22 protein-coding genes are annotated in these 23,074 nt (G+C 67.0%); 17 read left to right on the forward strand and 5 right to left on the reverse strand.

The features are described 5' to 3' along the window. The first annotated feature begins 1 nt into the window (after nt 1). The 5 genes from DI269_RS25950 to DI269_RS25970 all read left to right on the forward strand — a co-directional run bounded on the left by DI269_RS25950 (nt 2) and on the right by DI269_RS25970 (nt 5,633). Nucleotides 2–865, forward strand: a complete 864-nt coding sequence (locus tag DI269_RS25950; RefSeq protein WP_112141441.1) for a carbohydrate ABC transporter permease — start codon at nt 2–4, stop codon at nt 863–865. Beyond that, nucleotides 865–1,683, forward strand: coding sequence for a carbohydrate ABC transporter permease (locus DI269_RS25955; protein ID WP_198667761.1), 819 nt, complete (start codon nt 865–867; stop codon nt 1,681–1,683). Before DI269_RS25950 ends, DI269_RS25955 begins: the two co-directional genes overlap by 1 nt. After that, nucleotides 1,680–3,569 carry a glycoside hydrolase family 127 protein gene (locus DI269_RS25960; protein ID WP_112141445.1) on the forward strand — a complete coding sequence of 630 codons (1,890 nt, stop codon included), beginning with the start codon at nt 1,680–1,682 and terminating at the stop codon, nt 3,567–3,569. Before DI269_RS25955 ends, DI269_RS25960 begins: the two co-directional genes overlap by 4 nt. A gap of 181 nt (nt 3,570–3,750) precedes the next feature. Beyond that, nucleotides 3,751–4,539, forward strand: a complete 789-nt coding sequence (locus DI269_RS25965; RefSeq protein WP_112141447.1) for an inositol monophosphatase family protein — start codon at nt 3,751–3,753, stop codon at nt 4,537–4,539. A 164-nt stretch (nt 4,540–4,703) separates the two neighbouring features. Continuing rightward, nucleotides 4,704–5,633 carry a hypothetical protein gene (locus DI269_RS25970; protein ID WP_157975215.1) on the forward strand — a complete coding sequence of 310 codons (930 nt, stop codon included), beginning with the start codon at nt 4,704–4,706 and terminating at the stop codon, nt 5,631–5,633. A gap of 68 nt (nt 5,634–5,701) precedes the next feature. Here DI269_RS25970 and DI269_RS25975 read toward each other — a convergent pair whose 3' ends face one another. Further along, nucleotides 5,702–5,956 (reverse strand): DUF397 domain-containing protein, encoded by a 255-nt coding sequence (locus DI269_RS25975; RefSeq protein WP_112141451.1) that lies wholly within the window; start codon nt 5,954–5,956, stop codon nt 5,702–5,704. Continuing rightward, nucleotides 5,928–6,764: a Scr1 family TA system antitoxin-like transcriptional regulator gene (locus DI269_RS25980; RefSeq protein WP_157975216.1), complete on the reverse strand. Its 837-nt coding sequence runs from the start codon at nt 6,762–6,764 to the stop codon at nt 5,928–5,930. Before DI269_RS25980 ends, DI269_RS25975 begins: the two co-directional genes overlap by 29 nt. Nucleotides 6,765–7,093: 329 nt before the next feature. Here DI269_RS25980 and DI269_RS27345 point away from each other — a divergent pair, with 329 nt between their 5' ends. The 6 genes from DI269_RS27345 to DI269_RS26010 all read left to right on the forward strand — a co-directional run bounded on the left by DI269_RS27345 (nt 7,094) and on the right by DI269_RS26010 (nt 14,073). Continuing rightward, nucleotides 7,094–7,420 (forward strand): hypothetical protein, encoded by a 327-nt coding sequence (locus DI269_RS27345; RefSeq protein WP_157975217.1) that lies wholly within the window; start codon nt 7,094–7,096, stop codon nt 7,418–7,420. After that, nucleotides 7,413–7,736 (forward strand): hypothetical protein, encoded by a 324-nt coding sequence (locus DI269_RS25990; protein ID WP_112141457.1) that lies wholly within the window; start codon nt 7,413–7,415, stop codon nt 7,734–7,736. Before DI269_RS27345 ends, DI269_RS25990 begins: the two co-directional genes overlap by 8 nt. A 217-nt stretch (nt 7,737–7,953) precedes the next feature. After that, complete coding sequence (locus DI269_RS25995) at nt 7,954–8,304, forward strand: hypothetical protein (RefSeq protein ID WP_112141459.1); 351 nt, start codon at nt 7,954–7,956, stop codon at nt 8,302–8,304. A gap of 102 nt (nt 8,305–8,406) precedes the next feature. After that, nucleotides 8,407–9,750 carry an RICIN domain-containing protein gene (locus DI269_RS27350; protein WP_157975218.1) on the forward strand — a complete coding sequence of 448 codons (1,344 nt, stop codon included), beginning with the start codon at nt 8,407–8,409 and terminating at the stop codon, nt 9,748–9,750. Between the two features lie 129 nt (nt 9,751–9,879). Then, nucleotides 9,880–10,869: a trypsin-like serine peptidase gene (locus DI269_RS26005; protein WP_157975219.1), complete on the forward strand. Its 990-nt coding sequence runs from the start codon at nt 9,880–9,882 to the stop codon at nt 10,867–10,869. Nucleotides 10,870–11,031: 162 nt separating this feature from the next. Continuing rightward, nucleotides 11,032–14,073 carry an NACHT domain-containing protein gene (locus DI269_RS26010; protein ID WP_112141465.1) on the forward strand — a complete coding sequence of 1,014 codons (3,042 nt, stop codon included), beginning with the start codon at nt 11,032–11,034 and terminating at the stop codon, nt 14,071–14,073. Here the strand turns inward: DI269_RS26010 and DI269_RS26015 are convergent. Together DI269_RS26015 and DI269_RS26020 are read right to left on the reverse strand one after the other, a co-directional pair. Continuing rightward, entirely contained in the window at nt 14,054–15,472 is a 1,419-nt protein-coding gene (locus tag DI269_RS26015) for a pentapeptide repeat-containing protein (RefSeq protein WP_232822908.1), read from the reverse strand. The two genes, DI269_RS26010 and DI269_RS26015, sit on opposite strands and share 20 nt — an antisense overlap. A gap of 154 nt (nt 15,473–15,626) precedes the next feature. Then, the gene (locus tag DI269_RS26020; RefSeq protein WP_112141469.1) at nt 15,627–16,022 is read right to left on the reverse strand and encodes a RidA family protein; all 396 of its coding nucleotides are present in this window, start codon (nt 16,020–16,022) and stop codon (nt 15,627–15,629) included. Between the two features lie 100 nt (nt 16,023–16,122). Here DI269_RS26020 and DI269_RS26025 point away from each other — a divergent pair, with 100 nt between their 5' ends. The 3 genes from DI269_RS26025 to DI269_RS26035 all read left to right on the forward strand — a co-directional run bounded on the left by DI269_RS26025 (nt 16,123) and on the right by DI269_RS26035 (nt 18,786). After that, entirely contained in the window at nt 16,123–17,097 is a 975-nt protein-coding gene (locus tag DI269_RS26025; RefSeq protein ID WP_112141471.1) for a helix-turn-helix transcriptional regulator, read from the forward strand. Nucleotides 17,098–17,261: 164 nt separating this feature from the next. Further along, nucleotides 17,262–18,029 (forward strand): SDR family NAD(P)-dependent oxidoreductase, encoded by a 768-nt coding sequence (locus tag DI269_RS26030; RefSeq protein WP_112141473.1) that lies wholly within the window; start codon nt 17,262–17,264, stop codon nt 18,027–18,029. A 292-nt stretch (nt 18,030–18,321) separates the two neighbouring features. Then, nucleotides 18,322–18,786 (forward strand): hypothetical protein, encoded by a 465-nt coding sequence (locus DI269_RS26035; RefSeq protein WP_112141475.1) that lies wholly within the window; start codon nt 18,322–18,324, stop codon nt 18,784–18,786. On the opposite strand, the gene DI269_RS27355 is transcribed toward DI269_RS26035, so the two are convergent. After that, nucleotides 18,783–18,995: a hypothetical protein gene (locus tag DI269_RS27355; protein ID WP_157975221.1), complete on the reverse strand. Its 213-nt coding sequence runs from the start codon at nt 18,993–18,995 to the stop codon at nt 18,783–18,785. The two genes, DI269_RS26035 and DI269_RS27355, sit on opposite strands and share 4 nt — an antisense overlap. A 60-nt stretch (nt 18,996–19,055) precedes the next feature. Between DI269_RS27355 and DI269_RS27360 the strand changes: the two genes are divergently transcribed. From DI269_RS27360 to DI269_RS28745, 3 genes are all read left to right on the forward strand, one after another. Next, nucleotides 19,056–19,370: a hypothetical protein gene (locus DI269_RS27360; protein ID WP_157975222.1), complete on the forward strand. Its 315-nt coding sequence runs from the start codon at nt 19,056–19,058 to the stop codon at nt 19,368–19,370. A gap of 211 nt (nt 19,371–19,581) precedes the next feature. Further along, a complete protein-coding gene (locus DI269_RS26045; protein WP_112141479.1) occupies nt 19,582–20,955 on the forward strand; it encodes a hypothetical protein in 1,374 nt (457 codons plus the stop codon). A gap of 108 nt (nt 20,956–21,063) precedes the next feature. Continuing rightward, nucleotides 21,064–23,037, forward strand: coding sequence for a hypothetical protein (locus DI269_RS28745; protein ID WP_157975223.1), 1,974 nt, complete (start codon nt 21,064–21,066; stop codon nt 23,035–23,037). The last annotated feature ends 37 nt before the right edge of the window (nt 23,038–23,074 follow it).

Raw genomic sequence — 23,074 nt, forward strand, 5'->3', positions numbered from 1 at the left:
AATGCGACATTCGCGCAAGCTGGCCGGCGCCCTCTACGCCGCCCCCGTGGCGGTGTTCGTGCTGGTCTTCTTCGTCGCGCCGCTGCTGCTGGTCGGACGCATGTCCGCGTCCGACTGGCCGCTGCTGGCCGGCGACCGGGGGATCAACCTCCCTCAGAACTATGAGGGGATCGCGGACAACCCGCTGTTCTGGCCCGCGGTCGGGTTCACCCTCAAGTACACCGGGATCGTCGTCGTCATCCTCATCGGACTCTCCCTGCTCCTGGCGGTCATCGTCGCCGACAACCGCAGGGGCTCAGGGTTCTTCCGAAGCGCGTACTTCCTGCCGACCACCCTCGGGCTCGCCTCGGCCTCGCTGCTGTTCTTCGGCTTCTACAGCCCCGCGATCGGCCCCCTCGACCCGCTCCTGGAATGGGTCGGCCTCGAACCGGTCTCGTGGCTCGGCACCCCCAACGCGGCCCTCTGGTCCACAGTGGCGCTGATCGTGTGGAAGTTCGCCGGGTTCTTCATGATCATCCTGCTCGTGGGCCTCCAGGCGATCCCCCCGGACGTCTACGAGGCCGCCCGCCTCGACGGCGCGAACCGCTGGCAGTCGTTCTGGCACGTCACGGTCCCGCTCCTGCGGCCCGCGCTCGGCCTCGTCCTCATCCTCTCGGTCACCGGCTCGCTCCTGGCCTTCGACCAGTTCTTCATCCTCACCAAGGGCGGCCCCGACAACTCCACCGTCACCGTCGTCCAGCTGATCTACCGGGAAGCCTTCCAGCGCTTCGACCTCGGCGCCGCGGCCGCGATCTCCGTGGTCGTCCTCGCCGCGCTCCTGGTCCTCAACATCGTCCAGTTCCGGGCCCTCAGAAGGGACGCGTGATGAGCACCAAGCTCTGGAGCACCTCCTACTACGTCCTGGCCGGGTCCCTCGCCGTCCTCTTCCTGTTCCCGCTCATCTGGACCGGCTACGCCTCGGTCGCCCCGCACGGCGCCACCAACCAGCAGGACGGCTACGGCTTCGGCAACTACGCGAGCCTCCTCGAATACGACGCCGGGCTCCTCCAGTACCTGTGGAACTCCACGTTTGTCTCAGTCCTCACCGTCGCGTTCACCCTCGCGCTCTCGATCGCCGGCGGCTACGCCTTCGCCCGGTTCACCTTCCGCGGCAAGGACACCCTGTTCCTGCTCACCCTCGCGATCCTCATGGTCCCGTACTCGACCCTGCTGATCCCGCTCTACTCGATGCTCGGCGACATCGGTCTGCGCGACTCCCTCATCGGCCTGTCCCTGGTGCTCACCCTCTACCAGCTGCCGTTCGCGGTCTTCATGATGCGCATCAGCTTCGAGGCCGTCCCCAAGGAGATCGAGGAGTCCGCGATGTGCGACGGCGCCGGCACCTTCGGCGTCCTCACCCGCATCATGCTCTTCGCCGTCTGGCCCGGCCTGATCACCGTCGGCCTCTTCTCGTTCCTCGCCGCCTGGAACGACTTCATCGCCCCTCTCATTCTCGTCAGCTCGGCCGACAAGGCCGTGCTGCCGGTGGCCATCGCCAACCTCCGCCAGCAGTCCATGGGCGCCGTCGACTTCGGCGCGACCCAGGCGGGCGTGGTCGTCATGGCGCTGCCGTGCCTCGTGCTCTTCGCACTGCTGCAACGCCACTATGTCCGAGGATTCATGTCAGGAGCTATCAAAGGATGACTGTGAGAACACCCGTAATGCCCTCCACCGGAGCCCTGCGACCCCTGGGGACGGAGGAAGTCCGCCTCACCGGCGGCCACTGGAGCGAACGGCAGGCGGTCAATGCCGAAGCCACCATCCGGCACTGCCTGCACTGGCTCGAAGAGCTCGGCTGGATCGCCAACTTCGACCGCGTCGCCTCCGGCGACCCGGCGGGCAGGCCCTTCGAGCGGGCCGGGCGCGAGTTCTCCGACTCGGAGATCTACAAGCTCGCCGAGGCCATGGCCTGGGAGATCGGCCGTACCGGCGACGAAGCGCTCGAAGAACAGTTCGTCAAACTGACTAACCGAATCGGCGCCGCCCAGCACGAGGACGGCTACCTGTCCACCGCCTTCGGCAACCCCGGCCAGGAACCCCGCTACACCAACCTCGAATGGGGCCACGAGCTCTACTGCTACGGCCACCTCATCCAGGCCGCCGTCGCGCGGCTGCGCAACCACGGCGAGGACGACTTCGTCCGCATCGCCCGCCGCGTCGCCGACCACGTCTGCGACACGTTCGGCCCCGGCGGCATCGAGCGCATCTGCGGCCACGCCGAGATCGAGGTGGCCCTCGCCGAGTTCTCCCGCGCCACCGGCGAGCCCCGCTACCTCGAACAGGCCCGCCTCTTCATCGAGCGCCACGGCCAGAAGACCCTCCGCGAGAACGGCTTCTACTACCAGGACGACGTCGCCGTCCGCGACGCCGACGTCCTGCGCGGCCACGCGGTTCGCGCGCTCTACCTCTCCTCGGGCGCCATCGACGTCGCCGTCGAGACCGGCGACACCGAACTCCTCGAAGCGGTCGAGCGCCAATGGAACCGCACCGTCGCCCGCCGCACCCACCTCACCGGCGGCATGGGCTCCCAGTACGCCGACGAGGCCTTCGGCGGCGACTTCGCCCTCGGCCCCGACCGCGCCTACGCCGAGTCCTGCGCCGGCATCGGCGCGGTCATGACCGCCTGGCGCCTCACCCTCGCCACCGGCGAGGCCCGCCACGGCGACATGATCGAGCGCATCGCCTGGAACGTCCTCTCCGGCGCGGTCGCCCCCGACGGCAGGGCGTTCTTCTACGCCAACCCGCTCCACCAGCGCACCGCCGACCCCGAGCCGCCCACCGACCGCGCCCTCAACCACGTCCGCGCCGGCGGCCACCGCGCCCAGTGGTTCGACGTCTCCTGCTGCCCGACCAACCTCGCCCGCACCTTCGCCCAGTTCGCCGTCTACGTCGCCACCGCGAACGACAGCGGCATCCAGATCCACCAGTTCACGCCCTGCACCATCGACACCGAAGTCGACGGCGCCCGCCTCGCCCTCACCGTCGAGACGAACTACCCCGAGGACGGCCGCATCACGGTCCGCGTCGACGCCAACGAGGGCGGCGACCGCGAGATCACCCTCCGCGTCCCCGCCTGGGCCCAGGGCGCCAAGCTCGTCCACCCCGACGGCAGCGTCCACGACGTCGACCCCGGCGCGGTCTCGGTCGGCCGCATCGCCGACTTCGCGCCCGGCGAGGAGTTCCACCTCGACCTCCCGGTCGCCCCGCGCTGGACCTTCCCCGACCCGCGCGTCGACGCCGTCCGCGGCTGCGCCGCCGTCGAACGCGGCCCGGTCGTCCTGTGTGCCGAATCGGTCGACCTCCCCGGCGGCGACCTCGACGAACTCACCGTCGACACCGCCGCCGCCCCGGTCGAACGCGACGGCCGCGTCTACATCGCCGCCCAGGTCCACGACCGCGCCGAAGGCTGGCCCTACGGGACCGCGACCACCGACGACGACGGCAAAGCAGCCGAACTCGCCCTCCAGCCGTTCAGGCTCCGCGCCACGCGCGGACCCGCCTCGATGCGCGTGTGGCTGCCCATCGGATAAATCGTGAAATGAGTCAGTCGCCTGAGTGATTTGGGCCGGTGCGCGCCGCTTTGCGCGCGCACCGGCCTGCGATTCGTGTGGATTGCCGGGAAAATCGCACTGGGAGTCCAAGAGCCGCTTGGTCTTGCACGTCTAGGATGTGGCACGTCGGGTGGGTTCGGACGAATAGAGGAACCGAATAATGAGCGATCTGCTGGATTTCCTGGGCACGGCCGAGCAAGCGGTCGCGACGGCCGCAGAGGTCATCCGCACCGGGCTCGGACGCGAACGCTCCATCAGCGGCAAGGGCGACCGCGACTACGCCACGGACCTCGACTACGCCGTCGAGGACGCGGTCCGCGAGTTCCTCGCCGCCGAGACCCCCGACATCCCGCTGCTGGGGGAGGAGCGCGGCCGCACCGGCAACACCGACTCCCACTACGAGTGGGTCCTCGACCCGATCGACGGCACCGTCAACTTCGCCCACGGCTCGCCCCTCTACGCCATCTCCCTCGCCCTCACCCAGAACGGCGTCTCCGTGGTCGGCGTCGTCGAGGCCCCCGTCAGCGAAGAGCGCTTCACCGCCGCCCTCGGCCACGGCGCCGCCCTCAACAAGCACCCGCTCGCCGTCCGCGGCCCCGCCAAGCTCTCCGACGCGGTGGTCGCCTTCGGCGACTTCGGCGTCAACCCCGAGTCCGACCGCCGCAACGCCCAGCGCCTGGAGCTGTTCCGCCGCCTCGTCCCCAAGATCCAGCGCGTCCGCATGCTCGGCACGGCCGCCCTCGACATGTGCTGGACCGCCGCCGGCCGCGTCGACGCCGCCTACCACTCCTTCATCAACCCGTGGGACGTCGCCGCCGGCGTGGTCATCGCCCGCGAAGCCGGCGCGCTGGTCACCGACATCGACGGCGTCGACTACGACACCAGCGCCACCTCGATCCTGGCCTGCAACCCGGCCCTCCACAGGGCCCTCCTGGCCGAGATCGCGTAGCGGAGGAGCTCGCGGAACCCGACCGGCCGCCGAGACGGCGGGAGGAGACAACGCTCTGACCTGTCCGGATGACGCACCGGTGTTAGTGTTCACTTTGCGTCCACCTTGAGCGGAGTCCCCAGTATCGTTGCGGCTCAAGGATTCAGACCCTCCTGGAGGTTCATTTGGACGTGTATGCCGCACCGCCGTTCGTGCCGCCTGCAAAGCCAGCCGGGTCGTTCGAGGTGATGTTCCTTCGGGTCGTGCTGATCGTGCACGCCGCGCTCATCCCGTTCACGGCCGTCTTCTTTCTCGTGGTCCTGTACTTCTTCGGCGGTATCGTGCCGGAGCGCCAGATATTCACTCAGGTCGCGATGACCGCACTGGTCGTTCTGGACTGCACGTTCAAGGTGGCCGCGGCCGTCACGGTCAAGTCCGCTCCACCGCGTCTGGCTTGGTATCTAGGCGGTTCGGTGGCCATTTTCGTCGGCTACCTGTCGGTCCTCATCACTCACTTCCAGGCGATCATCCCGTTCGCATACCTGCCGTTGGGAATCGAGATCCTGCTGGTCGTTGAACTGGCGTTCTACTTCTCGATCCGGAGACGGTTCCCGGAACTCCTGAAGTCGCCGCAGCCGCAGCATCGGGCCCGTGCCGACCTCATTCTCCTCGGCTCGGGGGTGGCGGTCGCCTGCCTGCTCGGCTTGCAGCAAGGCGTCCACCTCAGCAACTGGCTTCCCGAGTACACCAGGGACGACGCGGATGGGCTCATCGACGACGCCTATGCCGAGATCGCGGCGGAACTGGAAGAACCTCCGCAGGATTTCAGCGGTTCACCCCAGTCGTGGGAATGCGATGACGAGTTCGTGCTCACTCAGTTCTGGAAGCACTACAAGTTCGAGACCGGCACGTTCGAGGAGATCGCGCCCGAGATGCGCGACATCTGGACCGAGCTCGGATACGACGTCAACGAGTCGATCACCGAGGAGGACGGCGTTCCGTACATGGAGGCCACTCGATCCGACGGTGTCGAGGTCGTGCTGACCATGGGGCACAACGACCAGATTGAGGACAACGTCATCCTGACCGTGAACAGCGGCTGTGTGAACGGCTGAACCGAGAGCAGACGGGAGGAGGGGCGACCGCTCGGCGGTCGCCCCTCCTGCTGTCTGGTCTGTAGTGCTTAGCCCGCGGCCTTCACCAGCGCGGTGAAGTCGGCGGAAGCCAAGTCGAACACCGGGGAATCGGTGTCCAGCTTCGAGTCCCGCAGATGGAAGCCGGCGTCGTCGGCGCAGAAGGCGACCTCGACGCAGTCGGTGTTGTTCCCCGAACCGCTGCGGGTGCTCTTGCGCCAGGCCCGGCGAACTTCAACGCAGTCCGTGTTGTTGCCGCCGCCGCTGCGGGTGCTCTTACGCCAGACGGTAACGCCAGTCGTCATCGTTGTAGACCTCGATCCGGATCGCCTTTTTCCAAAGCATCTTGCGGATCTCATCGTAACCCGTGATACGGGTTTCGTCATCGATGAGCCAGCTGGAGTCGGCGATCTCGGAGTACGCGATCTGGGGACCGGCGAGCTTGCTCTTTCCCGGAAGGTAGGTGCTGAATCCGCTCAGGTGCGCGGGGACCGGACCGCGAAGGATGCGAATGGAGACCCCAGGCTTCCTTGCCCACCTGCGGAGGTGGCGCATCTGGTCCTGGTAGAGCTCCTCCGAGATCATCCGGAGTTGGAGGAGCGCGGTCTCCCCGATGAGGAACTGCATCACCGGCCGATCTGTGCGAGCCTCGACGGCGAGCTGGCGCTCCTCCTTGAAGTCCCAACCGCCGTCCATGAAGTCATCGGTTCCGAACGGCTCCGCCTGGCGGACAACGGTGTAGTGGTACTCCTGGAGCTGAAGCAGCCCTGGGATCATCAGGGCATCGAACTTGAAGAAGATGCCGTAATAGCGCTCGGCCAGAGCGATATACAGCCCGTTGAAGCGCATCTCGGCCTCCAGGGCCTCCCCTTCCTTGCGGCCCAGTGCGGCTCGCGCCATGTACTTGGCCTTCTCCTCGTCGTGGCCGCACGCCTCGGCGAGCGCCTTCATGTTCTTGGCGGGCGGGCTGGATCGGCCCGCCTCGTAGTCGCGGTAGGTATCCGTTGCCATGAACACCTCTTCCGCGATCTCTCGTTGTGTCTTTCCCTTTGCCTGGCGGCCGGTTCTCAGCATCATCTGGATGAACCAGATTCCGGATTCCGTCTTCGCCATGCATGCCCCCAAGGTGGATTGGTTCTTGATGCGAACTCTCACTATCGCATAGTCCACGGCCACTCTGCATCTGTGAGAATCGTTGCGGGGGAGAACGACCGCGGGGATTCCACGGTCAGATCCTCACGCAAAAATTCCCACAGTCTCGTTGGGCCGCAACAATTCTCATCTTGTGACCTGCGGTTTTACCGTCTAGAGTCATGATGTCGCGAGTTCGAAAGTCGTCTCGCGATGTGCGGAGTGGTTCGGCGGATCGCTCCATGTTCGCCCGGAGGTGCGCGACACGCCGGGGAGATGTCAGAAATTTGACAGTCTGAAATGGAGTTACGATGCAAACAAGAAGACTTACGAGTGGAGAGCCCGATCCGGCGGCATCACTCGATCGGGGGACCTTTCAAGACGACTACCGGTCCTACACGGTCCGCGCCTCAAGCGCAGTCGCGCCCGACTCGTTCCAAGTGATCACCGGAGTGCAGCAGAACGACGTCGTCCTGGTCATCTCCGGCCTCAACTCCGGTGACCTCAAAGCGACTTGGGGCCGGTTCTGGAACGGCCTCAAGCCACACGCCAAGGTCTGGCTGGAGGAGCAGGCGTTCCGGATCTTCTACCGCGACCGGCTCGACTCCGCGAAGTTCTTCAGGCACTGCGATGGCTGACGGCACCCGTCCGGACAAGGACCCGTACAACCTGCGCTCCGACGGCAAGCCCGGCGTCGACGGCTACCTGGGCGACTTCCGGCGCGGCCCTGCGACGTTCACGCTCTACTCGCTCGGTTCGCATCCAGCTCGCACGCCCAAGATCATCGACTACCTCCTCGACGTCAACGACGGCGCCGGCGCCCGCGAGTGCTGCCGCTTCACCGACGACCCCGAGGACGTACCCGAATGGTCGGCCGCCTGGGCCGGCGACGAGTGGTGCCCCTGGCTCCTGGAGCAGTGCCGCGCCCTGATCGCCGAACCCGACACCACCTGACCCCCTGACCGCTCCGCGGCCGGAGATTAATTTCCGGACCGGCCGCGGAGCTCCCAGAGGGACGGCGGCGGAGGGCCATCGCCTCCCGCGACAAATGGCCCACACCCGCCGCCGTCCCTCCTCCCGGGGCCGGGCGATCTCTTGGTGGAGGATCGCCCGGCCCTTCTCCTGGCCGTCTACTTTAGGTTGCGCAGGCAATTCGAAGGAGCGTGCCCGCGTGAACGCATGGAGGGCCCGCCTGGTCAGCATCCTGATCACGATCGCCGCGGCCGTCGCGGTCCTGGGGTTCGTACCCCCGGCTGCGGCCGCGGCACCTGGCCTGGACGCCTTCCCCACGGACGGGAGCAGGTTCAGAATCGTCGACATCGGGGGCGGATGTCTGCGCGACCGCACTATGGATGTCATATCGGTGAAATGCGATATGGTCGACGCCGCACAGGAATGGGTTTACGATCCGATCTCCCAGCAGCTCAAGCGGGGCAGTATGTGCCTCAAACTGGCGGCGGCCAAACGCGCCATATCCCTCGAAGGGTGCGGAATCTCCTCTGGCGCAGGCGACCGGAAGTGAGTTACCGATCCCGGGCCGACGCCCGGGACGGTTCGGATCAAAGCGGCTGGCGGCCAGTACTACATCAGTAGCAGCGGACCGGGCTATTGGCCTGGTGCGTACATGAACATCAACTTGCCGGGAAACGTGCTCACCCTTCTGCCCGCGAAGCCGAACGATCTTCCGACCGATGGGAGCACGTTTACCCTTTACAGCCCCTGGTATGCCGCCGCCACCTGCCCTTCCCGAATCGAGGGCCAGGACCGTATCGTGACAGGTTCGTGCAGGGCGGAGAACGCGTGGAACCGGTGGACCTACGACCCAGCGACCAAGCAGTTGACCCTCGGTGGCATGTTGTGTGCTGAAACAGCGGGCAGCCAGGTCAATGTCGCCCACTGCGATTCAAGCAAAGCGGAGCAGCAATGGGCGTCTCAGGGATCTCCGGGCCGAGAGCTCTACGAAGTCCTGATCTTTCAGGAATCAGGAGCCGCTGCGAGGTACTGGACCGCTTCCAAGGACGGCAAGTCGATCTCGCTGGAGGCTCCCGGTGCTGGCGAGAGCGCGAAGGACTGGCAGCGATTTCTGCCCCAGCGGTCTGCGCCGGTGCCGTCCGAAGCGCTCCCCGGGGGCTGGACCACGTTTCAGATCGTGACCGACTCGGGCGAATGCACTTCCCGCGACACGGCCGTGGGCGGACTCCGGCGCGAGGCGTGCGACGACCTGAACGCGAACCAGCAGTGGATCTACGACGATCAGTTGAAGCGCCTTGAGAGCCCCGTCGGGGACTACTGTGCCGAACGCACGACGGGTTCCACGCCGGGCCTCGCCATCAAGGCATGCACCAGCGGGGCCGACCAGCAGTGGGTGGCCGCTCCTGCGGCGACGGGACCGCTCGACGCGATCGCAATCATCAATGCCGATGCGGCACAGCACCAGTACTGGTCCGCGAACGGGTCCGCACTCGCCGTCGCCGACAGCAACACCGCCGCAGGGACCTCGTTCACGATCAAGCCGGTCCCCGGCCTGCCGAGTGACGGCAAGACCGTCTGCGACCCGCCCAGCGGCGACCGGGAACAGGAGACGGAGGATGCGAACTACATGGCCGCCGGCCACGCCTGCGTCAGGCTCAACGGCATAGCCGGCGACTCGACCAACTACCGGCTTGAGATGTCCGCCGTCGCGACTCCGTGGCGCTTCGCCATCGGCTGGTGGCCCGAGCGGAACTACATCGGGCAGCTTTCCTGCTCGGTGTCGAAGAAGGGTGTCAACGGCGCTGCGGACTCCCTGGTCGCTTCGGGCGGGATCGTCAACGTCCAGATGAGCGGGACCGTGACCGCCTGCCAGGAAGTCACGGCCACCATCCCGATCAGGGAGGTCGCGAACTACTACGTCGAGTGGAACTTCGTGAATGCGGCCTCTCCGAGCGGCCCGGGCTCGGGCGTCAACGGGAAGTTCAGCCTCGGATAACGATGGTTCGGGGGTCTCGTCACCGAGGCCCCCGAACTAGTACACAACGGAACTCGGGACCGTGATCTTGTAAGTCGATCGATACGCTGTGCCAGTTCGCCGAAATACCCGAATCACCGGAGGATGTTCATGGCGCACAAGGGCTTCCGCTCCGCAATCCAAGTAGTGATCGCTGCCGTCTTCGCACTCTTGATGTCGGTCGTCGCCGTCCCGTCCAGCGCGAGTGCGGCATCAGAGACCGAATCCGACCCGCGGGACTCGCTGGCGTCCCCCACCGATGCCCCTCTGCTCCAAGCAGACGACCTCGACGCGTTCTGGACGCCCGAGCGCATGGCCGCCGCGACGCCCCCTGAGATCGACGAGCCCGTCCTCGACACCGCCCTGCTCCAGGACCTCGACCTCGGCGAGCCGCGACTGGTCGAACCGGTCGCGCCCGACTCGGCGCCGGCGGCCCCGATGCTCGACCACTCGTACGCGACCGGCCGCATGTTCTACCTCGACGTCCTCGGCGGTTCCCACAGCTGCTCGGCGTCCGCGATCGCGAGCGGCAACCAGAGCCTCGTCCTGACCGCCGCGCACTGCCTCTACGACATCCAATGGAACTTCAATGTCGCCTTCGTCCCCGGATACGACAACGGCTACAAGCCGTACGGGACCTGGTCCGGGATCTACCACACCCAGACCGTCCCGACCTCGTGGATCGAGGATCGCGACTTCCAGCGCGATGTCGGCATGCTCCTCGTGCGCCCCAACTCGAACGGCCAGACTCTCAACCAGGTGGTCGGCGGCCACGGCTTCGCCACCGGGCAAGGCCACGAGGTCGACCTCCACGTCATCGGCTACCCGGAGAACCACGGCGACAACCAGTTCCAGTGGCACTGCTGGGGCCGCAGCGGAGCCACCGGCGTCATCTGGGACGACCGCATCACGATGAACTGCAACTTCACCAAGGGCGCCAGCGGCGGCCCCTGGCTCCTGAACTATTCCGCCACCTTTCCTGGTCTCGGCCTGGCCAACGGCACCCTCAGCACGTTCCGCGACGACGGACTGAATTTCAGCCCCTACTTCGACGACTACGTCTGGAACTTCCAGGAGCAGATGAGCAACCTCGCTCCTTAACCCGAAAGGCCCGGCAGGCCGCCACCCGGCGGCCCGCCGGGACCGCCACCGACGTTTCGCCCGGAACCTCCAGAACCCCTCTTGTCGCCCCGCTCCGCTACCCTCGTCATAACCCTTGGCAGTCCTGCCATGCCATCTCCGTGAGCCCGTAGGAGTCGGCGGATGTCCCTCGCTGGTAAGGCAATCACCACGATCCTCGGCCTGTCGGGGCTCCCGCTCACCTGGCTGCTGATCGACCGGAACCTGGCCGAGACCTGGCTGGCGGTCCTGCTCCTGGTCCTCTACGAGGCGGTCATCGGCTTGGGCGCCATGCTGCTCTCGGTCGCCCAGCAGACCGTCCGCCGCCGCCTCGAACAACTCGCCAACGTCGCCGACCTCGCCTTGGGCCGCAAGGTCTCCCGTTACGCCCGCCACTATCGCCGCTACGTGCTCGAACAGAACGCCCGCATCAACGCCCGGGACCTCGCCCACACCCCGAGCCACATCCCGGAACTCGACGCGGTCTATGTGGACGTCGGCCTGGTCCCGGGGTCTCCCGGTCCGAAGTCGGGCGGCCTGCTGCCGACCTTCAGCGACGTCTCCACCGAGCGCCGATCGATCCACGAACTCCTCGACCAGGAACGGCCCGCGGTCTTCGCCGTCATCGGCGCGCCCGGAAGCGGCAAGTCCACTCTGCTCCGCCACACCGCCCGCCGGTCGGCCTCCAGCGGGAAGGAGCAGCGCCGACGCATCCCGGTCCTGCTCGCGCTCCGGGACCACGCGGAGTCGTTGTCCGCCAATTCCTCCCAGACTCTCGCCGACCTGATTCGCACGGACGTCGGCCGCCTCGCGATCTCAGAGCCGTCCGGCTGGTGGGAGGTCCGGCTCCGCGAGGGCGACTGCCTGATCCTGTTTGACGGCCTCGACGAGGTCGCCCGCAAGGAGGACCGCACGCTCGTCTCCGAGTGGATCGAGAAGCAGATCGCCAAGCACCCGCGCAACGACTTCGTGATCACCTCCCGCCCCCACGGCTACCAGACCGCGGTCATCCCCCAAGCGACCGCGCTTCAGGTGCGGCCCTTCACCACCGAGGAGATCCGCCGGTTCGTCCACGGCTGGTGCCTGGCCAGCGAGCGCCTCGCGACCCAGTCGACCGGGCCCGAGATCGACCGGCGCGCCGCCGAAGAGGCGACTGATCTTCTCGACCAGCTCGCGACGGCTCCAGTGCTTCAGGACCTCGCCGTCAATCCGCTCCTTCTCACCATGATGGTCCTGGTCCACAGGGAGCGCCGGGCGCTTCCGGCAGGCCGTGCAGACCTGTACGGCCAGGTCTGCGACGTGATGCTCTGGCGCCGACAGGAGTCGAAGAAGCTCGAAGTGAAGCCGAACGGCGCGATCAGGCAGCGGATCCTCGCGGCCCTCGCCTACGAGATGATGACCGCGGAGACCCGCGACTTCTCCAGATCTCAGGTCGTCGAGGTCTTCGACGGCCTGCTGAGCGGCCTCGACGTCGACGTCACCGCCGGGATCCTGATGGACAGCATCATCGAGTCGAGCGGCCTCCTCGCCGAGCGCGAGAAGGACCGCTTCGGGTTCGCGCACCACACCATCGGCGAATACCTTGCTTCCGTGCACATCCGCAACAACAACCTCGTGAAGACTCTGATTCGGGAAGTCGACAACCCCTGGTGGCGCGAGACGACGCTCCTCTACATCGCCGACTCCGACGCCGACCGCATCGTCGAGGTCTGCCTCGAACGCAATACCGGGGCCTCACTCTCGCTTGCGTTCGCGTGCATCGCGAACCAGGGTCAGATCCACCGCGACCTCCGGCAGCGGGTCGAGGACCTCAAGGCAGCGGCGTTTGAGGACGACGCCGACCCGCAACTCCGATACCAGGTTGCGTTGGCGCTGGTGGCCGAACATCTGACCAAATTCGTGTCGCTTGACAATGGCACCCTCGTCTGCCCGGATCCGATTCCAGCGGATCTTTATTGGTTGTTCTGCAAGGACTTCGGCAATCTGCAGCCGGACGGGTTCACCAACCCCGTCGGTATCCTTCCGGCCAAGGGGATGTGGGGACACGAAGCCATAGGATTCGTCGAATGGTTCAACAGCGCAGCGACGGTTAAGAACACCGCCACATATCGGCTCGTTACTCCGGAGGAGGTGAGGGCGCTTGTATACCGTGATGCTAAATCGATGACGAGAGACTCGCGAATCGGCCCAGTCTGGACTCTGGGGCCATCTGATGGTGTTGAAGTAAAGGCCTGCTTCGTCGGTTCGCCACCCATGTACCCCGTCGATGAGTTGGGGATCCAGCTGTACCTCACGGAAGATGTTGCTACGAAACGCGTGGTTGCGAACCTGCTTCTCGCAGACGCCATCAGAGTAGCGAAGGTGCTCAAGCGCGATCGCGAGGGTTCCGCTTCGCTCGATACTGACAAGCTACTCGGCCTGATCCATGCGGAGATCTCCGTGGCCACGAAGAGTCTTGGTTTCGACTTCTACGATGCCGCTTCCGCCCACCGGGATCTCGGTCTGGTGGATCTGCTTCGGTCCGCCTTCAGCAGTCAGTTCTTCTCAGGTCCGTCGTTCGAAGTATCCATGATGAACTCGATTTTGGACCCGCTTGTGAGGACGTTCAAGCGCTTCCACAATGCCGAACTAGGCCTGAGCCTTGAAGATCCGTATCCGGATGACACTGGAAGCCAGGATATGCAGCCGCGCTACTTCGGAATCGCCCTTTCGCGTGCGCTGCGTGTCGTTATCTCAGGGCATCGGACAATTGAGCCGGGGGCGCTCATTGAAGTCGGGCATTCGACCGATCTCAACCGAATCTTTGCTAAAGCAATCTGTGCTCAAGCGGAACTCGTGGGCTATCGTGGCTCGGCGGCGCTGAGCAAGCTTTGGGACCATCTTGTTTTCGTCAGGCATGCCGCACTTGGCCAAATTGAAGAGGGGGTGGCCGAGCAGTGGGTTGCCGACGCGACTTTGCGGCTGGTTGACCGGGCTTCGGCGGTCCTGGGGCGAGTGGACTCCGCCCGGCTAGATGTACTCCGGGACATTCGTTTCTCCGCTGCGGTCCTGGCAGCCGAAACAGAGATACTCGGTTATTGGGGAACAGCCGAGCACTTCCGGGAAATCGCCTATGGGGCCGCCCGTCTCCAGGACCGTATCGAAGGCAAAGTACCCCTGGAACAGATCATCCTCGCTCGCGAGTAGCGACCGGTTCCGGTTGGTCGGCCGCTGGGACCGGGCCGGCGGCCGGTTCGGGTTCGCGGACCAGGTAGCGGTAGCGGCTCGGTGAGGGGAGTTTTTCGAGATTCCAGCCGGTCGGGAGTTGCGAGGGGTTGAGGGGCCGCCAGAAGGAGACCAGGTCGAAGATGTCGGGTTCGTGGAGGGCCGTGCCCTCGAAGTTCGCGTCGCCGTTGAAGGTCGATCCCCAGAAGGTGGTCGGGCCCCGGAAGTCGGTGCCTTGGAAGTGGGCGTCCTTCTCGAAGGTGGAGGAGAGGATGGTCGCTCTGCGCTCGAAAACTGTGGCGTCAAAGCGCGCGTCGCCGCGGAACTTCGTGAACTCGAAGGCGGCCGTGCCGGAGAAGACGACCTCATGGAAAGCCGCCCTCTCCCGGAACAGGGCGTGCTCGAACCCCGTGTCGGCATTGAACCGGGTGCCGTGGGCGTTGAATTCGCTTAGGAAGCTGGTCTGTTCGAAGTCCACTGGACTGCGGAATATCGCATGTTGGAACTCCGCCGCCGAGCCGAAGCCTGCCCGGGAGAAGAACGCGATGTCCCCGAACTCGGCGAACTTGAAGTCGGCGCCTGACAAGAAGGTCGAATGGTTGAACTCGGCTGAGCCTTCGAACTTCGTTGCAAGGAATGTGGTGTACCCGTTGAACGAGCTCTCGATGAATGAGGCATCTCCCGCGAACACGGCGCTGAAGAAGTTAGCGGCGACCAGATGGCAGTCACCGAAATCGACACGTTCGAGGTGGGCGCCGCTCAGGTCCAGGCGATCATGGCTCCAGTACTCGCGGGGGCCGAGGGTCCGTTTGAGTTTTCGTTGGAGGATCTCCTGTGCCTTCCGCCGGACCTCGCGCTCGGGGTCTGTGGAGCCGGGATGGTCGTCGGGATCGAAGGGTTGGCGCAGATAGGTGCAGATCTCGTCCAGGACCGAACTCCGCAGCTCCTCGTGCTGCTCGCCGAGCCGTTCGAGCGTCAGGAGTCCGTTCTTGCGGACCGTCGCGTTCTCCGAGGTGAGCTGCTCGACCGCATGGACTCTGAGGTCCATGATGCGCTGCTGGGTGGTGTGAAACTCCTCGTGCTGCTGCTTGCGGAAGCCGAGGACCAGTGCCGCAGCGCCACCCAGGCCCGCTGCCACCGTCAGGGTGCTGCGGATGGCGTCCAGGCGCATCTTAGTGACTTCGAGTTCGGCCTGCGCATCGCCGGGGATCCGCGCCGCCTCGATCTGGCCTGCCTGAACGCGGTAGTAGATCCAAGCGGCGACCGCGATGAGCACCAGCGCGATCGGCAGAATCCGGGTCGGAATCTGCCTCGGCCGCCACGGTGTGCGCGGGGCGCGCTCCAGCCGCTTGAGGCGCAGGCGGAACGGGACCCGCTTCAAGGACCGGAGTCGGTCGTCGATGCTCGTCTTCGCATCGTCGAGAAGCGACTCGATCGCCGGTTTGAGGAGGGGCATGCGACCAGGTTAGGGGAGTGGCGCACCCAAGCGGGCCCCGCTCGTCGAGCGGGACCGGCCTGCCGCCGTTCGTATCCCGCTAGCCGACCGCGGTGCCCTCCAGCTCGATCAGCTGGCCCGGGATCGCCAGGCGGGTGACGCCGAGCATCGTGGTGGCCGGGGCGACTCGGGCGGCGCCGAGTTTGGCGGCTAGGACGCCGTAGTGTTGGAAGAGGAGGTCGACGTCGGTGGTGAAGACGTTGAGCCGCACCAGGTTCGACAGCGACATTCCCGCTTCGGCGAGGACGGCCTCCAGGTTGGCGAGGCTCAGGGCGAGCTGGGCGGCCATGTCGCCCTCGTGCTCGGGCTTGCCGTCCCCGGTCATCGCGGTCTGGCCGGAGCAGTAGAGGGTCCGGGTGTGGCCGGAGACGAGTTCGCCCTGGTTGAAGCCCATCTCGACCGACCAGGTCACCGGGTTGATCGCGGTACGTTCCATCGTCACAGCTGTTCCATTCGTTTCGTCGGGACACTTCCTGCTCATGAGCCTGCCAAGAAATCACGACATCATCGGTCATGATTTTTGATAGATTTTCGGAATGCGCGCGGACAGGCTGGTCTCGCTGGTGCTCCTCCTGCGCCAGCGCGGCAGGTTGACCGCCGAGACGCTGGCCAGCGAGCTGGAGGTCTCCACCCGGACCGTGCTCCGCGACATCGAGGCGCTCTCGGCGGCCGGCGTTCCGGTCTACGCCGAGCGCGGCCGCAACGGCGGGTTCGTGCTGCTGCCGGGGTTCCGGACCGAGCTGACCGGGTTGAACCACGAGGAGGCGCTGGCGCTCTTGACGGCCGGGTCGCAGCGCGGCGAGCAGGTGTTCGGGCTCGGGACGGCGCTGGCGTCGGCGATGCGGAAGGTCGTCGACGCGCTGCCTGAGAGCCATCAGGCGACGGTGAGCGATGCGGCGCAGCGGTTCCTGGTGGAGCCCGAGACCGATCTGCTGTCGCGGCGTCAGGTGACCGAGGACGTTCCGGGCGCTGCGATGGTCGAGGTCCGGCGGGCGGTCCTCGCGGGCCGGAAGCTGCGGATCCGCTATGCAGCAACGGATCAGGAGCCTCGGTGGCGCACGGTCGACCCGATCGGGCTGGTCACGGTCCGGGACCGGGGCTATCTGTTGGCGACGAGGTCGGGTGCGGACCGGACCTACCGGCTTTCGCGTGTCCTGGAGGCCGAGGCGCTGCCGGACCCTGCCGAGCGGCCGGACCGGGTGGACCTGGACCGGATCTGGCGGGAGCGGTCGGCGCAGTTCCTTTCCGGCAGTGCCCATCTGACCGCGCTGGTGCGGGTCGATCCGGCGCGGCGCGAGGAGCTGCTGGACACCGCGCTCGCGGTGCGGGCCGAGGAACCCGGACCCGACGGGTGGCCGCGTCTCGAACTGACCTATCAGGATGCGCGCCATGCCGAGTGGGCCTTGTGGCAGCTGGAGGCCGACGCCGAGGCACTGGCTCCGCCGTCGCTGCGGGCGGCTTTGCGCGACCGCGCGGCGGCGGTCGCCGCCCGCTACCGTGCAGCGGACTGAGCGGGGCCGGGCCGCGGCGGTCCGACGCCCGCTACCGCCCCCGCGAATTGGCCGAGATCGCGCCGAGTCTGCGGTCGCTGCCGGTTGCAGGGCCGCGAACTGACCGCGGTCGGGCCTGGACCGCGATCGCCGTCAGCGACCAACCTTCCCCCTACACTCGGCGCATGAGCATTGACCCACCTCGGCCCACCGCGCTCGTCACCGGCGCCGCTTCGGGAATCGGTGCGGCCCTAGCAAAGCGACTCTCCTCCGCGGGCTATCGGCTCATCCTCGTCGACCGTGATGGCGATCGCCTCCGTCAGAGCGCCGAGTCGCTGCCCGACATCGAACTCCTCACCGCCGACCTCACGGCCGAGGCCGACCTCGCGGGAATCGAGCAGCGCTGCCGCGACGGCGTGGACCTGCTCGTCAACAACGCGGGATTCGGTCACCCGACCGAATTCCTCGCCACCCCGATCGAGGCCGAGATCGCGATGTCGCGGCTGCACATGGAGACCGTGCTGCGACTGACGCATGCCGCGCTGCCGTCAATGCTGAACAACGGCCGCGGGGGAGTGGTCAACACGGCCTCGCTGCTCGGGTTCTTCCCCACCTCGACCTACTCCGCCACGAAAGCGTGGGTGATCAACTTCAGCCAGGCGACGGCCAAGATGGCTCGGCGGGAAGGGGTCACGGTCATGGCGCTGTGCCCCGGCTTCACGCGCACCGGGTTCCACGGCAGCGCAGGCATGGACATGTCGACGATCCCGGATTTCCTGTGGCTCGACCCCGACACCGTCGCCGCCGCAGCCCTGCGCGACTGGCGCAAGGGCAAAGCCCTCAGCGTCCCCGGCTGGCAGTACAAGCTGGTCGCGGCCTTCGGCCGCGCCCTCCCGCCCGGCATCGCCGGTCGCATCCTCTCCGGAACCGACATGCGCGCGAGCGGGCGCTAGACCGCGTTCAGGTATGTCGATGACGGATGGCCCTGGTCGAAGTGATCCCGCCGATCTGCGGCAAGCGCGGTCGGCCTCGAAGGCGCCCGGTCCCGCAACAGGTTTGGAGTTGCGTCGAGGAATCCGGTGTCGGGCGTGACTGGTACTCTCCGCGTCGGGCGCCGACTGCGCCTGTTGGTAGGGAATTGCTTGCGCCGCAGCGGAATTCGCTTGCGCAGCGTCCCGCTCAAGAAGGGATACGCCATTGCATTCGTCGATGATCGGCCGAATCCGTGTCAAGCCTCGACACGCATTGCGCGCAGCGGTGCTCAGCCTGATCGCCGCAGTCGTCGCGGTGTTCGCTGTGCAGTCGCCGAGCTGGGCCGATGAGGACTACCACCAGAGCTGCCCCAACGACTGGGTCACCTGTCAGACCGGCGTCCAGGTCGCCGGGCCCCCCAGCAGCGGCGGTGACTGCGGGACGTCTGGCGCCGATACAGGCCACACGGTCGTCTGCGTCGTCTACGACGGCGACTACGTCTACGTCAAGGACGGTTCGGCGGACGGGATGGCGGCCATGGCGCGGATCGCGTATGAGAACGTCGACGTCGACAGCAAGAACATCCGGTTCTGCCGCAACAACTACGGCAACGGCTCCTGGGCGAGGTGCAACTTCGACTGGAACGAAGGCGTCACCAAGTCCGTCGGTGGAGGCGTCAAGCAGCGTTACGCCGGCTTCATCCTCACCGACCGCCTCTGGACTTTCTCCGGCAACTAGCACCGACTCGCCTCCTGGCGAGGGCAGGTACCGGTGCGGATCGGCGGGGCGGCGGCGAAGACCTCGGCCAGCCAGTCGAAGACGCGCTGGGCTTCGCGGATGCGGTCGGCGCGGGAGGTGTCGGCGCCGAGCGGGTCGAGCCCGGTGGCGGTGACGTCGCGGAAGGAGGCACCATCGGATCGACCGATTGACGGCCCGGCGTCGGACACCGGCGAAATGGTCGGAGCGGCCGTGCCGGCCCCCCTGAACCCGACCCGAAGGCGGTACCGATGTCGATTCCCGAATCCTTCGAACCTGAGATGCACGGCAAGACCCTCGCGCCGCCCGGCTACAGCCTGGTCCTCGCCGAGTGGGAGGCCGAAGGCGCGACCGGCGAACGCCTCGAACAGGCACCGCTCCACCGTCACACCGAGGACGAAGCCTGGTACGTCCTCGAAGGGGCCCTCGGCGTCCGTATCGACGAGGTCGAGGTCCCGTCGGCGGCGCGGCGATCGTCCCCGGCGGCACCGCCCACACCTACTGGAACTCGCGCCCCGAACCCGCCCGGTCTCTTCTCGTCATGGGCGCCAAGACGAACGCGCTGATCAACGCCGTCCACGCCACCGCCAACCGCTCTCCTGAGACGATGCGCTGCCTATTCGAGCAGCACGACGCTGAACTCCTCACCTAGGGTTGCTTAAGCCCGGTGACGACTGCGTTTGCGAACTGCGTTGCGCGCCAATGTGTGCCAAGCTGGAAGTTATGTACCGTTTCGGCCTCGAACCCGACCCGATGACAATTCCTCCCGATCCTCCGGTGCGCGCACGTCGGCGCCGGTGGGTCGGACGTGCCCAGATCCTCAGCGCCGTCCGCACCCGCACGACCCCGCCGCGCTCGACGAAGGCCGTCATCTGGCTCGCCGTCCTCTACATCGCGGCCGGCATCGTGTACGTGGCCGCGACGCTCCCGAACCTGCCTGCAACCGTGGCGGCCGCAGGTGTCGGACCCGGCTACATGACGGCCGCGTTCGAGGCACTCGCGCGAGTGGCGTCGTCATGGGCGGCGACGTTCAAGACGCTCTCGTACGGCGACCTGGGCCGGGGCCTGCTGCAAGCGGCGATGTTCGGCATTCCCGTGCTGTGGCTCGCGGCGGCCGGATGGTCCGCGCGGGCAAGAACCTGGCGGCCCTTCACCATCGTCGTCATCGCGAGTCTCGCCGGTCTGGTCGGCGTCCCGATCGCCATGTGGCTGTACTGGATCCTCCGCTGGCTGTACAGCCTCCTCACCGTCATCGGCGGCTTCATCGGCACCGTCCTGACCTGGGTCCTCACGATCGCGCTGGTCGCAGGCGTCGCCGTCGCCATCGGTTTCGGAATCTATGCGGCGTTCGCGGCCGTCGGCGATGCTCGCTCGCGCAGCCGGGTCAGGCGTTTGGCGTACGCCCCCTATCGCGAGTTCCGGTACGCCGCCGGCTACTCGACCGCCGCTCGACTCCGGCGGCCGCTTACGGTGGCCGCGGCCGCGCTCGCCGTCGCGGTCGTCGGAGCCCTCGTAGTCGTGGACCTGCTCGGGGGCGGCGCGGTCATCGGTTCGATCTGGGACGCGATCGCCGCCGCCTTCCTGTGGCTGCTGCACGGCATCGGCGCGGTCCTGTCCTGGGTCGGGCGCCTGCTGACCGTCGTCGCAGGCTTCGTGATCGTCCACCTCGTCGTCCTGCTCGTCTGCAACCAGTTCGGCAGAATGGCATGCGTGCCAATGCGATCGGCCACGCTCGCCGCCGTCGACGAGGGGAAGTGCGCCGACATCGCCGCCGGTGTCGGCATGGCCTGGTCGCTGCTGCTGGCCGCGGCCGCGTTCGATCCGGTGTTCGGCGAGTGGTTCACCGGCGTGTGGCACCAGACGCCGGTCGTCGGGTCGGTGCCCGCTCCGGTCGGATTGTGGGAACTGGCCTTGTCTGACAGCGCCGAGGGCGTGCTGCGCCCCGTGTTCACCGGCTTCGCGCCCTTTGTGGACCTCGCGATGATGCTCGCGGTCACCGGACTCGCCGTGCTGAGTCCGATCCTGCGCCGCGGCGCCTGGAAGCCGTCGCGCCCGATGGACATCGTCGTGCCCGCGGCCGCGGCGATGGCGACGGGTCTGGTCGCGCCGGTGATCGCGTTCGGGCTGTGGGTGGCCGGCCGGAGCGACTAGGCCGCGTTCGGCAAGTGGGACAGTTGATCCGGGTGACAACCTTTTGGTCCGTCGGCTACGTCTTGTGAGTGGTGCGCGCTTTTTCAGTCGATTCAGAGGAGACTCTCCATGCGGAGACGAAAGAGCATTGCGGCGGTGGCGGCCGTCGGCGGATTCGCGGTGGCCGGGCTGGCCGTGACTCCGTTCGCGAACGCGAACGAGCCCGACCAGCCGGTCGCGGCCGAGGCGGTATCGGCGGCGGCGGTGGGCACCGTGGTTCTTCCGACCGGTGACCGGGTGACGGTGGCGCCGAACGGTGTCAAGGGGTTCGAGCCGGCCGCGGGTCGCGAGGACGTGGGGCACCTGGTGCTCGACGACCTGGTGGTCCCGGTCGACCGGGTCGAGGCGATCGAATCGGGTGCGGAGGATGCGCGGCGCTATGACGTGGCGCAGCTGCTGGCGGGCGGTCACACCGACGCCGCCGCGGTCCCCGAGGCCGACCTCGACCCGCGCGAGTACGACGGCCTCGTCCCGGCCGACGACCGGGCCGTGTCGGCGGCCGAGACCCAGACCGTCACCGTGACCACCGCCGACCACGCGGACGCCGTTCCCGAGTGGGCCTGGCTCAACTGGTACGACGCTGCGACCGGGGACCGGGGCCCCGTCATGTTCGACGAGACCGGCAACGGGACCGGGACCGCGGAACTCCCTTCGGGCGAGTACCTGATCTACGGAGGCGTCTGGAACGAGCGCAACCTCGTGGCGACGGAAATGGTGTCCGGCGTCGTCGCCGTGACCGTCGCAGACGACCCCGTCGACGTCCGCTACGGCGGGTCGGAGGCATCGCCGGTGACCGTCGACGTCGAGCAGCCGGATGCGGTGTACGACGGGGCGCACGCCGCCGCCGGGTTCCGGAGCCCGTTCGACGAACCGGGGAGAGGCAGGGGGTTGACCTCCATGCTCGGCCCGGACGCCGATTTCTATGTCCTGCCCGAGCCGGAGCTGCCGGACGGGTTCGAGCTCGACTTCATGTACCAGCCGCGGCTGGTCAGTCCTGCGGGCGCGGAAGAGCCGTACCGGTACGACCTCTCGTTCGCCGAGACCGGCGGGTACCCCGAGGACCTGTCGTTCACCGTGGCGGACGAGGAGCTCTCCATCGAGGAGACCACCTACAACGGCTTCGGCATCGTGACCCGGGGCAGGACCTGCGACAACGGCGACGCGGGTTCGTTCTTCGCCGAATGGTGCCGCGAGACCTGGACCCAGGCCCCTTCCACCCGCACCAACTACCGCAGCGCCGGGCCCGAGGTCAGCTGGGCGGGCTACAGCGAGTTCGGCGTCTTCGACGAGGAGGGCTTCTACCTGCTCGACGGCTTCAGCAGGACTTACCAGGACCGGGTGCTCGAAGTGGGCAGGACCGCCTTCTCCGAGAACCACGGCCCGATCGGCGGAGGGACCGCCCAGATGCTCGTCGAGTCCGAAAGCGACCTCGCATACACGGAGTTGTCGCTCTGGGCGGCCGGAGGCCACAACGGCGAGACCCTCGACCTCCTCGGCTACGAGGGCACGGTGAAGCTGAGCCTCGACGGCGAAGTCCTGGGCAGCTTCGACGACGCCAACCGGGTGATGGGGCTCTATGCCGAACTGCCCGATGCCGGCCGCTACTCGCTGACCTCCAAGTCGAGCCGCGGCACTGACGTGGTCCCGTTCGGCACCAACAACACCCTGGCGTGGGAGTTCGACTTCGACCCGGCCGAGATCGCCGAGGGCGAGCCCTCGGTCCTGTCGATTCCGGTGGTGGGAATGAGCGCCGACGGTGTTCAGGGCGGCTACGCGGATGCCTCCGAGCCGCTTGACGTGACCCTGGACCTGGCCGTCGATCGGAATGCCGAACCGGTCACCGCGGAGTCGATGACCTTCCAGGTCTCGTACGACGAGGGCGGGACCTGGATCGACGTGCCGATCGACCTCGACTGCGGCACCGCGACGGCGACCCTCGACTTCCCCGAGGGCGCCGAGTTCGTCTCGACCCGCTTCTTCGCGACCGACGACGCCGGAACCGAGGTCGAGCAGACCACGATCCGGTCCTTCGGCCTGAAGTAGTGGGAAAAGGGGCCCGGCGGGTTGCTCCCGCCGGGCC

This window comes from Glycomyces dulcitolivorans (assembly GCF_003265355.1).
GTDB classification, from domain to species: domain Bacteria; phylum Actinomycetota; class Actinomycetes; order Mycobacteriales; family Micromonosporaceae; genus Glycomyces; species Glycomyces dulcitolivorans.